Source organism: Spongiibacter sp., from assembly GCF_984394615.1.
Genome location: NZ_CFHTQA010000012.1, coordinates 23,040 through 34,520 on the forward strand (window position 1 = coordinate 23,040; position 11,481 = coordinate 34,520).

Genomic DNA, 11,481 nt, shown 5'->3' on the forward strand with positions numbered 1-11,481 from the left:
GGGACGACCATGCATCACTACAAACGCTACCCGCTGCCACTCGCTGTGGCATGCATGACCATTGGCGCTACCCCCCTGGCACTGGACGCCGCCGAGCAGCGCGCCAGCGGCCTGATCGAGGAGGTCGTCGTCACCGCAAGGAAACGCGCGGAAAGTATTCAGGAAACGCCGGTTGCGGTGACCGCCATCACCGGCGACAGCCTGCGCGAGCAGGGCATTCTCGCGGCGGAAGAGCTGAGTAAGTCAGTGCCAAGTCTGCAGATCAACAACAGTACCTCTCCGCAGATCTTTATTCGCGGTATCGGTCAGCGCGCGCCCTTCGCCCGCTTTGATCCCTCTGTCAGCGTGTATCTGGACGGCATTTTTATTCCCCGCCCCGACGGGCAGTTGCTGGACACGATTGATGTCGACAGCGTGCAGGTCTTGCGCGGCCCACAGGGCACGCTGTTCGGCAAGAACAATACCGGCGGTGCACTGGTGTTTACGCTCACCAAACCGGGCGAGGAATTTGGCGGCTATATTGATGCCGGCCTGGGCAACTACAACGAGCAGCGACTGCAGGCGGCCGTCGACATGCCGATCAACGACGAGCTGTTTACCCGGGTATCGGTCAACACCCGCCGTCGAGACGGCTTTCTGAAAGACGCTACCGGACGCGAGAACCAGTCCATTGATCGTCTGTCGGCGATCTTTCAAAGTCGCTGGCTGGCCAGTGACGAGCTGACGGTCGATGCCTTTGCCTTTGTCGGCCGCACCCGCGAAAACTTCCCCTCCTATCACTGCCGCATCAATAACGAAGACGCGTTGTTCGTGAATGGACTGGGCATTCTCTGGCCGGGCGATACCGATCCGAACAACCCCTCGGCCTACGTCGACAACTGTAATGCCAATGCCCGCGACGCGCAGCCGGACCTGCACACCAATCAGGGGGATAGCCAGCGACAGCGCAAAGACAACGACGAGCTGATGCTGGGACTGACCTTTGATTATCAGTTCAGCGACAACCACAGCATGAAGGCCATTTTGGGCTATCGCGATGCGACCAAGATGAACCCGCAGACAACGGCGGACGAAGGTGGCCCCGCCGAGTTCTTGCGCGCCGACCTGCTGGGCGACAGCATTCAGGAGTCACTGACACTGGAACTGCAGTTTAACGGCGTACTGTTCGACAGCGTCGACTATGCTGCCGGTATTTTCTATCAGGACGAGTACAAATCGGAGCGTTTCAATACCGCCAACCCACTGGTGGGCTCGGAGCCGATTAACTTCCTCGGCCTCGCCGCCGGGCAGGCGGGCGTTGATATTGCCGCCCTGACGGATTTACTGGAAACGGTCACCGGACTCATCCCCGGCGGCACCGTGCCGCTGGTTGCCGCCGCCCTGCCACTGGCAACCGTGCAGGATTTTGAAATCGACGGCCAGACCTTCGCCGCCTTCACCCAGGCAACCTGGCATGTCACCGATCACTTTGAGCTGACACTGGGCGGACGCTACACCGAGGAAACCCGTGACTCCTACCTGGTGACCCGCAGCGCCGACCTGGAGGAAGTCACATCGATCGTCAGTGGCGCCGATCCGCGCTTTATTCCGCTGCTGCCGTCGATGGGCGCCATGGCGTTTCTCGGCCGCTGGTCGCAGGACCCGCTCACCATTGCCAACAATATACTGCGCGAGCAATTTCCCGGCGATATTCGTGCGCCGCTGGGCGATGCCAAGATCGACACCCGCGAAGACACCTTCCGCCAGTTCACCCCGATGGCCTCTGCCGCGTATATCTTCCCGGAGGAAATGCTGGATGGCAGCCTGATCAATTCCGCCATGGTCTACGCCACCTGGAGCAATGGCTTCAAATCAGGCTTTCAGGAACCGTTTGGCCTCGACGGCCTGAGCGTAGTGGAGCCGGAAGAACTGGAAAACCGCGAAATCGGCATCAAGATCGACGCTCTGGAGCGCTCGCTGCGAGTCAATCTGGCGGCCTATTCCATGACCTTCAAAAACATGCACCTGATCACCGTCAACGTCGATACCAACAACACGCTGGTAGTGGGCTCCCAGAACGCCGGGGAATCGGTGATTGAAGGGGCTGAGCTGGAAGTCATGTGGTTCCCGAGCATGAACACCATGATCAACCTCACCTACAGCAACAACAACTATCGCTACGAAGAGTTCATGGATAACGACCTCAAGTCGCTGGCATTGCGCGGTGAGTATGTACCGATAGACCGCTCTGACGAAGAGTTTGCCGTCTCTCCCGAAGAGACCGCGTCGCTGGGTATTCAATACACCTTGAACACCGACATCGGCCGCTTCGTGCCGCGCCTGGACGCCAGCTATAAAAGCGATGTGTATCTCGGGCTGGATCGCGGTGCCTGGGAAGCCGCCAAACGCAAAGAGGCACTGTCTTACGCCGATGCCTATGTCCTGCTCGACGCTCGCGTGAGCTGGAGCAACCACGAGGACGACCTGAGTATTGCCGCCTACGTCAAAAACCTTACTGACGAACGCTATGAGATCGGCGCGGTGTCAGCCGGGGACAGCATCGGCACCTTCACCAGTGTCTTGGGCGAGCCGCGCATGTATGGCGTGGAAGTGCGCAAAACCTTTTAAGCGTTTTTCATAGGTGCTCGAAAGAGCCTTGGGCAGACCTCGGACTTCACCCGCTGAGGCTGCCCTTTTTTCTTAGCTGGAAGCCATCACCATGAAACTGGAACCGGGAAAAACCGCGCTGATTACCGGCGCGGCAGGCGGGCTGGGCAGTGCGCTGGCCAGAGCACTGGCTGCGCGCGGCTGTCATCTGGCGCTGGTCGATATCGATCAGCAGGCACTGGAAACGCTGGCGGCGGAGCTTCGCGGCCCGACACTGAGCGTGAGCTGTCACACCGTGGACCTGCGCAACCGTGCCGCGATTCAGGCACTGGCAGAGGACGTACGCCAGCAGCACTCAGCGCTGCATTTGCTGATTAACAATGCCGGGATCACCCTGCAGAAGAGTGTAGAAACACACAGCGAGGCCGACTGGCAGCGTGTCTTTGACCTGAACTTCTGGGGCACGGTGAATAGCTGCAAGGCGTTTTTGCCAATGCTGAAAACCACCGGTGGCGCGCATATCGTGAACCTGTCGAGCATGGCGGCCTGCTACGGTATGCCCAGCCAGAGTTCCTACAGCAGCAGCAAGGCCGCCGTTCAGGCCTACAGTGAATCGCTGCGCGCCGAGTTGCGCGGCCAGCATATTGGCGTGACTTGCATAAACCCCGGCGCCATCAACACCCAGATGATTCAGGCCACACTGGGCGAGTCGGATGATATTGCTCAAGCCGAGGCCAATATGGCGCTGGCTCAGCGCTTTGGTATTGCGCCGGCCAAAGCCGCGCAGAAAATCCTGGCCGCCCTGGAGCGCAATCAGGCGCAGCGTTTTATCGGCGTCGATGCCAGGCTGTATAGCCTGCTGAGCAAACTGTTTCCCGCTGCAGTGTCATACGCGCTGGCGAAAAGTTATGAGCGCGTGAGCGGTCGCAATGAGGCGCTAACCGACCGCCCTTAGTTCATCTTGTCGCAGGCGCTCATCACCCGGTTGCGCCCATGTTGCTTGGCGCGATACAGCTGCTCATCGGCCGCCATCAGCAGCGGCAGACCTTCACCGTCTTCCAGCGGGATCTGGGTGGCCAAGCCAAGACTGACGGTGACAACTTCGGCCACCGTTGACTTTTCATGGGGAATCGCCAGCGACTCAATGGCCTGACGCAGCCGCTCAGCCAGGTGCATGGCACCGGCGTGATCCGTCTCGGGCAGCAGGCAGACAAACTCTTCCCCCCCAAAACGGGCCAATACATCGCGACCGCGCTCAACATTCTGACTCAGCGTTTTGGCAATCGCTTTCAAACATTCATCACCCTGCAGGTGACCGTAGTGGTCGTTGTAGCTTTTGAATTGGTCGACATCGATCATCAGCAGCGACAGGGCTTTGCGATTACGCAGGCAAGATCGCCATTCGGCGCGCAGGCGATCATCCAGAACCCGGCGGTTGGGCACGCCTGTCAGGCCATCCATCGACGCCAGATTACGCAGGGTATCCGCCTGCCATTTCAGCGTCAGATGGGTCTTTACTCGCGCTTTAACAACGGCGGGATTCACCGGCTTGCTGATAAAATCCACAGCCCCGGCAGCCAGCGCGGCCGATTCTTCCTCCGGGCTGTGCTGCGAGGTCACGAAAATCACCGGAATCGCCGCAGTATCCGACTCAGCCTTGAGCTGCCGGCAGACTTCCAGGCCGTCCATATCCGGCATCAATACATCAAGCAGCACCAGATCAGGCTGGTTCTGATGACACATCGCCAGCGCTTCCTGCCCGCTGGTGGCCATAAACACTTCGTAGTCATCAGCGAATAGGGGATAGAGCGAATGAATATTCACCGGCTCGTCGTCCACAATCAACAAGCGAGGAACGTGCTCGACAGATTGTGTAGGTCAGGCCATCAGCTCGTCACTGTGTGTGGCGAAAGGTCTCGGCATTTACTCTCCTTGCTCCGACTGCGCGGCAAGCCAACGGCCCAAGGTTTCTGCAGCGGCGCTGAAATTCAGCTGATTCATGGCGGGTTCTATCTCTCTCATTACGGGGTGTCGCCCCATCCCTTTTGTTTTGATCTGGCGGTACACGGCCACTGCCCGCATATTGTTCTGTTTCAAGAGCTGTTGAAGCTCATTGGCCAGAGCTTTCATCGCCTGTTCATCGACAGTGTTGATGTCGGCCTCACGGCTATCATTGCCGCTATCCCGCGCCACCCCCTTGAACACCGAACAAGCCTCATCCAATAGCACTCGCGCTTCATTAATCGCAGCACGCGGGTCCTGCTCCTCGTCCCGACAAAGCCGCTCGGCTGTGAGCAGGCTGTCGGCCAGCGCATTTGCGCCCAGCGTTGCAGACGCTCCGCGCAAACCGTGCAATAGGCGCGCCACCATATCACGATCGCCAGCGTCAAGCGCGCTGTCTACCGCCTGAAAGCTATTGCAGTGATGCTCGGCAAAATAGGCCAACTGCTCCATCAGCAGTGACTTTTTGTTTCCCATGCGTTCCAGCGCAGCGGAAAGATCAAAGCCTGGCGGCGACGGCAGACTCCCGGACTCCGACTCATCAACGTCATGCGCCACACGCTCAGGCACCGAAGCAAGCGGCTTGCGCCCACAAGCATTGAGAATACTGGCAACCAGCACCGGCAACTCAAAGGGCTTGCCAACGTGATCATCCATACCCGCATCGAGGCAGGCCTGGCGATCGCTGGGCATGGCATTGGCCGTCATGGCAATGATCGGCAGCGACGTCAGTGCAAGTTCCTGGCGAATCTTGCGGCTGGCGGTAAAGCCGTCCATCTCCGGCATTTGCAGATCCATCAGCACCACATCAAAATCCTGCCGCTCGCGAAGAAGGTCCACGGCGATGCGGCCGTTTTCCGCCAGCACGATCTGCGCGCCCTCCAAGGCCAGCAATTCTCTCGCGACCTGCTGGTTGGTGGGGTTATCCTCGACCAGCAAAATCGTCAGTCCGCGCAACGACTGTACCGCCGGACGCTCATCTGTTTTGACAGGCGATGCTGGCCGTTGCTCATCCAGTGTGCCCTCAACCGCCCGATAGATATCGCTAGCCGTAGCAGGCTTTGCCAGAAACGCGTCGAACAACTCCTTTGGCGAACGCCCTTCGCTATCGTAGGTTTCCCAACTGTGGGCGGTCACTAAAATCAGTGTTAAGTGCGGCGCGACGCCATCGCGCAATCTGGCGGCCAGTTCGCAGCCATCCATACCCGGCATGACCCAGTCGATCAGCGCCGCATCGAAAGACTCGGCGTTTTCCTCCAGTATCGCCAAGGCCTCAGCGGCACTGCCCGCTTCCTCACACTGCCAGCCCAGCGACTCGCAGGCGCGAACCGCTACCTGCCGCGCCGCGGTGTTGTCCTCCACCAGCAACACCCGTCGGGATTGCTGCGGCGTCTCGCTGCCTTGAAGTACCTCGCCCAGCGACTCAGCGTCGGCTTTTAACGGCAGCGAAAAAGAGAACACACTGCCGCGCCCCTCTTTGCTGTCCAGCTCCAGCTCACCACCCATCAAATGGATCAGGCGCTGGCTGATCACCAGCCCCAGCCCGGTTCCCCCGTAGCGCCGCGTGGTGCCCGCTTCAGCCTGAGTAAACGATTTGAATACCCGCTGCTGCTGTTGCTCGGACATCCCGATACCGGTGTCGCGCACGCTGATACCCAGCACCACATTATCGCCCTCGCGGTATTGCACAATAATGCCCACGGTCACCTCACCCCGTTCGGTGAACTTCACGGCATTACCGGCCAGATTGAGCAGCACCTGTTTGATACGCAGCGCATCACCAAGCAGTCGGGCGGGAATCTCGGGACTGATATCGAACAGCAGCTCCAGACGGGTTTCGTCCAGCTGCATAGTCAGGATATTGGCAACGTCGCGCAACAGCTGCTCAACGCTGAACCACTGCGGATCGAGCTGCATTTTGCCCGCGTCAATTTTGGAGAAATCCAGAACATCATTAATGATGCCAAGCAGCGCACCCGCCGCATCCCTAGACTTGCGAACATAGTCACTTTGGTGGTCATCGAGATCAGTCTGTTTGAGCAGAGTGAGCATCCCCAGCACGGCATTCATCGGCGTGCGAATTTCATGGCTCATATTGGCGAGAAACTCGCTCTTTGCACGACTCGCCTCCTCAGCCGCCACCTTGGCCTGCTCCAACTCCAGCAGCTCAGCCTTGCGGCGAGTCAGGTCGATAACGATGGTGAGAAAACCGAGGTCCTCATCATTGCCATTGACCAGCGAACTGGTTTTCAGCAGCACGGGGAATTCACTGCCATCACGGCGGGAAAAACGCCACTCGCGCTCATCCTGAAAACCTTCACGCAGCAAGGTGCGGGTATCCAGCTTGCCGCCCTGAACCTCGGCGGTGACATCCACCGCATCCCAGAAGTCGCGCCCGACAAAGAAGTCGGTGATGCGCTTTTGATCCACCACCTCCTCAGCCTTGTACCCGAGCATTTGCTCCGCCGCCGGGTTGAACAGACGAATACGCCCACTGGGGCTGCTGACCACAATGCCGTAGCCAGCGCGCTCGAGAATCGCCTCCTGCATGGTCATCGCCGACCGCAGCTCGCGGGTGCGCTCCGCCACCTGCTCTTCCAGCTCCAGATTGAGCTTGCGCAGCTTGGCCTGTGTTTCGCGCATCTCCCGAACATCGCGAATAATACTCGCGGCACCAATGACCTTGCCGTCTTCACCTCGCATCGGCGAGACGTTCACCGACACCTCTATCAGACGGCCATCACGATGCTGGCGCAAGGTCTCGAACGGCGGCACCGCTTGCCCGGCTTCCAGCGTTCGCTTCAATTCTTCATACTCGCTCTGGCGGTCGGCGGGCACAATTAATGTCGACACAGACTGACCCAAGGCCTCTTCGGCGCTGTAACCAAACATGGCCTCGGCCGCCGGGTTCCAGTTGGTAATCTTCGCTTGCTTATTCAGCCCAAGGACCGCGTCATTGCTTGCCTGGATAATCGCCAGCAACTCAGCATTATTGGCAATCGCTGCCTCCCGGCGGCGGGCATTCACCAAGAACTGCAGAATCAAGATCAGCGCGAGCAGCAGGAAAGCCCCGAAGGTCAGCAGATTCAGATTGCGGGAGTGGCCAACGTAGTCGCCAATGGCATCGTCATTGGCCACCAAGGCCAGGAAGACGGCGTTATTCCGATCATAGTCGATGTGATGCATCGCCACATGCCAGGGACTGTCGGCCGTGGTATAGGCGCCGGCGTCGCTGCGCATGGGCAAATCAAATTGCTGCGCCCAGCGGTAGGGCTCCCCGAACTCAAAGGCGTAGCGTTTGCTGGCATCGGGGTGTAACAGGAAGTCACCCTCCGGACTGAGCAGATAGACATCCAGCCCCACAGGCAAATCCCTGCTGAGCAATTGCTCCGCAAAGCTGAAATCCACATTGACGACGAGCAAGCCCAGTTTGCGCTGCTGTTCGTCAAACAACGGAGTAATTAAGCGCAAGGTCGGCACCAGGGGCATTTCGATCCGCCCCAGCTCCCGATTGAGGTTAATCGCGGAGGCGTAAACGCCCCGATCCTCGCGGGATACCGCTTCGATATAGTAATCGCGCTGGGACTTGTTCTGTAGCTCGGCGTCAGCAACCGGCCACAGTTCCCCCGAGCTGAGTCGATCTACCCGAACCAGCTCCTGACCGGGGTCCACAGCACTGATGATGCGAAGCTGCCGAATCTCCTCCCGCTGGCGCATAAGCGACAGGAAGTCGTGATGAAGTCGGCCTTTCTGGGAGGCATCCAGCGCGCCAGCTTTCGCCATCGCCGTCTGAACCGCTGCCACGGATGACAACTGAGAAAGCATCTGAGTGTCACGCTCGAGCAAGTCAATACGACTGCGCAAGCTGCTGCTGCGAGCGTCTAATTGTTGTTGCAGTTGGGTATTTAAGCGGGCTTCTGCCCGCGCAGTGGCAAAATGCTCGGACAGCGGAAACAGGAAGACGAAAGCCACACCGAATACCAGCAACACCAGCAGTATCAGCCGCGCTCCCAGTATGTCGATACTCTCTCTTATCGCATTTCTCAAGCCAGGGGCTCCCGTTTCTTATGTTATTCGGCCAACTGCCGGCATCAGCGTTCGAGTATGATTCTAGCTCGTTGTTCAAATTCCGGGTCGATAGGCGCGACAGCGGGCGCGCCGAAATGCGCAAGCCAGGCATCCTGAACACACTGCATAGCGTGGACCCTGGCGTAATACTTGTCATTGGCGGGAATTAAGTGCCATTCAACCGGAGAGCTGCTGTACTCCAGCAAATCCTCAAAAGCCGACTGATACTCAGCATAACGCTGAAAGGCGCTCAGATCCGAGCCCGTCAACTTCCAGTGCTTCTCGGGATTATTCAGCCGCGCCAACAGACGCTGGCGCTGGGTCTCCTCATCGATGTACAGCAGGATTTTGAACAGCAGAATGCCGTCATCAATCAGCATCTGTTCAAACTGGGCAATTTCCCGACGCGCGCGTTCTACATCGTGCAGGCCATTTTCTACCCGCTCAATCAGTAAGCGCCCGTACCAGGAGCGGTCAAATACGGATATCTGTCCGGGCTTGGGCAGGCGTTCCCAGAAGCGCTGCAGATAATGCTGTCCGCGTTCGCGTTCATCCGGCGCGCCGGTGGGATGCACGCGCACACTGCGGGGGTCCATGTAGCGCAGTGCCCGCCGCAGCAGCCCCCCTTTGCCAGCGCCATCCGGCCCTTCCACTACCAGCACCGCACGCTGCCGGTTGCGGAACAGACTGAGCTGCATCGACATGAGCGCCAGTTGCAGGGCATCCATCTGCAGCTGGTAATCCGGTTTCGACAGGCTCGGGTAGGTCAGTTTATCCAGCGAAACCATCCGGCCACTCCCTTGCAATGCTCGACAAAGAGTTACTGTACCCCGATTCTGCAACTCCGCGAAATCCGTGTTACACCTCACTGCCCAACACGTCACAGAAACCAAATTCCTGCTTTGTCCGTAAACAAGGCAAAACGTCAGCAGAGAGCAAAAGCATGATTTCCAAGGAAGCGACCGCCGTGCACGAGGCCCTGCTCAAGGCCGGGCTGGAAACGCCCATGCGCCCCCAGAGCGCACTGAGCAATGAACAGAAAAAACAGCGCATCAGCGACTTAATGCTGGGTGTTATGGAGACTCTGGGGTTGGATCTGAGCGATGACAGCCTGGAGGAAACCCCGCACCGCATCGCCAAGATGTACGTCGACGAGATTTTCTGTGGTCTGGATTACAGCAACTTTCCCAAGATCACCAATATCGACAACAAGATGCGGGTAGAAGAGATGGTGAAAGTCAGTGGCGTCAGCGTCACCAGCACCTGCGAGCACCACTTTGTAACGATTGACGGGGAGGCAACGGTTGCCTATATCCCCCATGACAAAGTTATCGGGCTCTCCAAGATCAACCGCATTGTGCGCTTCTTTGCACAGCGTCCTCAGGTACAGGAGCGCCTGACGCAGCAAGTGCTGGTGGCGCTGCAAACCCTGCTGGAAACCGAAGATGTGGCAGTCACCGTGGATGCCATCCACTACTGCGTGAAAAGCCGCGGCGTGATGGACACCAATTCCCGCACGCAAACCACCGCGTTGGGGGGTAGCTTCAAAACCGATCCCGCCACCCGCAACGAGTTCCTCAGCCAGAGCTGCCGCTAGTCGGCAGCCCCTTCCGGAGACAGCCGCGCCAGGGGAATACGCAGGGTATTCCCCATGGCACTTCCCGGCTGTCCGACCATTTCATCGTAGGCACTTTGTTGCACCAGAAACTGGGGACAGGCACTCAGGGACAAGCTCTCACGCAAGGCCGGCAAGTGCCGCGAACTGAGTCGTTTCCCGTGGTGATACAAAGCTCGCCGCTCACCGTTAATCACGGCCATGGCACTGTATAAACCGCCATCCAGCGCGTGAATTTCCAATGCGCTGGCGGCATGACTATCAATCTGTTCCAACTCAAACCGTTTCATAACAACCTCCATTGACCTTGGCTATACGCCTGCGGTCCTCAAAGGGTTCTCGCGGCTGTGGCATAATCGCCCACCTCCCTTTCCATCAAGAAGGATTGCCCTGATGACGCTCCCGACGCTACGCGATGCCAGCCTGATCCAAAAAGGTCGCTATGCCATTTTGCAATTTGAACGCGATGACGTGATGAATGCCCTGACGGGCACCGCGCTGATCGACGATATTTGCGATGCGATCAACTGGGCAAACGCCAATACAGAGATCAGTTGCCTGATCCTGACCGGCGCCGGGCGCGCCTTCAGTGCAGGCGGCAATGTTAAGGAAATGCGGGATAAACAGGGCATGTTCGCCGGTAGCGCCAGCGAAATTTCGGACGCCTACCGACGTGGCATCCAGCGCATCAGCAAGGCGGTATTCAACGCAGAAGTGGTCACCATCGCGGCCGTTAATGGCGCCGCCATCGGCGCGGGCTTTGATCTCTGCTGCATGTGCGACCTGCGCATCGGCAGCGAGAACACCCTGTTCGGCGAAACCTTTATCAATCTGGGGCTGATTCCCGGTGATGGGGGTGGCTGGTTCTTGCAACGTCTGGTGGGCTACCAGCGCGCGGCCGAACTGACGTTTACCGGACGACTGGTCAAAGCCGACGAGGCATTGTCACTGGGTCTGCTGCTGGAAAAAGTGAGTAGCGACTCACTGCTGGCACGCGCGGAAGCGATGGCTACCGACATTGCCAGCAAGCCCCCGATCACCCTGCGCCATACCAAGCGCCTGTTGAAACAGGCGCAGCGTCAGGAATTGAACGACTTTCTGGATGTGTGTGCCGACGTGCAGGCGCAGTGTCACGGGACTGACGACCACGCGCTGGCAATCGATGCCTTTTTCAGTAAAACGCCAGCGACCTATACGGGACGCTGAGCGCC

8 protein-coding genes are annotated in these 11,481 nt (G+C 58.6%); 4 read left to right on the top strand and 4 right to left on the bottom strand.

Annotated elements, in window-relative coordinates; genetic code table 11:
• The first annotated feature begins 9 nt into the window (after positions 1–9).
• Together AC5DB9_RS06645 and AC5DB9_RS06650 are read left to right on the top strand one after the other, a co-directional pair.
• The gene (locus AC5DB9_RS06645) at positions 10–2,607 is read left to right on the top strand and encodes a TonB-dependent receptor (protein WP_273009775.1); all 2,598 of its coding nucleotides are present in this window, start codon (positions 10–12) and stop codon (positions 2,605–2,607) included.
• Between the two features lie 91 nt (positions 2,608–2,698).
• Positions 2,699–3,541 carry an SDR family NAD(P)-dependent oxidoreductase gene (locus AC5DB9_RS06650; protein ID WP_273009777.1) on the top strand — a complete coding sequence of 281 codons (843 nt, stop codon included), beginning with the start codon at positions 2,699–2,701 and terminating at the stop codon, positions 3,539–3,541.
• Here the strand turns inward: AC5DB9_RS06650 and AC5DB9_RS06655 are convergent.
• The 3 genes from AC5DB9_RS06655 to AC5DB9_RS06665 all read right to left on the bottom strand — a co-directional run bounded on the left by AC5DB9_RS06655 (position 3,538) and on the right by AC5DB9_RS06665 (position 9,443).
• Positions 3,538–4,425 carry a diguanylate cyclase gene (locus AC5DB9_RS06655; protein WP_273009809.1) on the bottom strand — a complete coding sequence of 296 codons (888 nt, stop codon included), beginning with the start codon at positions 4,423–4,425 and terminating at the stop codon, positions 3,538–3,540. The two genes, AC5DB9_RS06650 and AC5DB9_RS06655, sit on opposite strands and share 4 nt — an antisense overlap.
• A gap of 84 nt (positions 4,426–4,509) precedes the next feature.
• A complete protein-coding gene (locus tag AC5DB9_RS06660) occupies positions 4,510–8,634 on the bottom strand; it encodes a response regulator (RefSeq protein ID WP_273009779.1) in 4,125 nt (1,374 codons plus the stop codon).
• Between the two features lie 44 nt (positions 8,635–8,678).
• Positions 8,679–9,443, bottom strand: coding sequence for a polyphosphate kinase 2 family protein (locus AC5DB9_RS06665; protein WP_273009781.1), 765 nt, complete (start codon positions 9,441–9,443; stop codon positions 8,679–8,681).
• A gap of 155 nt (positions 9,444–9,598) precedes the next feature.
• Between AC5DB9_RS06665 and folE the strand changes: the two genes are divergently transcribed.
• Positions 9,599–10,252 carry a GTP cyclohydrolase I FolE gene (gene folE / locus AC5DB9_RS06670; protein WP_273009783.1) on the top strand — a complete coding sequence of 218 codons (654 nt, stop codon included), beginning with the start codon at positions 9,599–9,601 and terminating at the stop codon, positions 10,250–10,252.
• On the opposite strand, the gene AC5DB9_RS06675 is transcribed toward folE, so the two are convergent.
• Positions 10,249–10,560, bottom strand: a complete 312-nt coding sequence (locus AC5DB9_RS06675; protein WP_022958114.1) for a DUF6482 family protein — start codon at positions 10,558–10,560, stop codon at positions 10,249–10,251. The two genes, folE and AC5DB9_RS06675, sit on opposite strands and share 4 nt — an antisense overlap.
• A 103-nt stretch (positions 10,561–10,663) precedes the next feature.
• Between AC5DB9_RS06675 and AC5DB9_RS06680 the strand changes: the two genes are divergently transcribed.
• Positions 10,664–11,476, top strand: a complete 813-nt coding sequence (locus AC5DB9_RS06680) for an enoyl-CoA hydratase-related protein (RefSeq protein ID WP_273009785.1) — start codon at positions 10,664–10,666, stop codon at positions 11,474–11,476.
• The last annotated feature ends 5 nt before the right edge of the window (positions 11,477–11,481 follow it).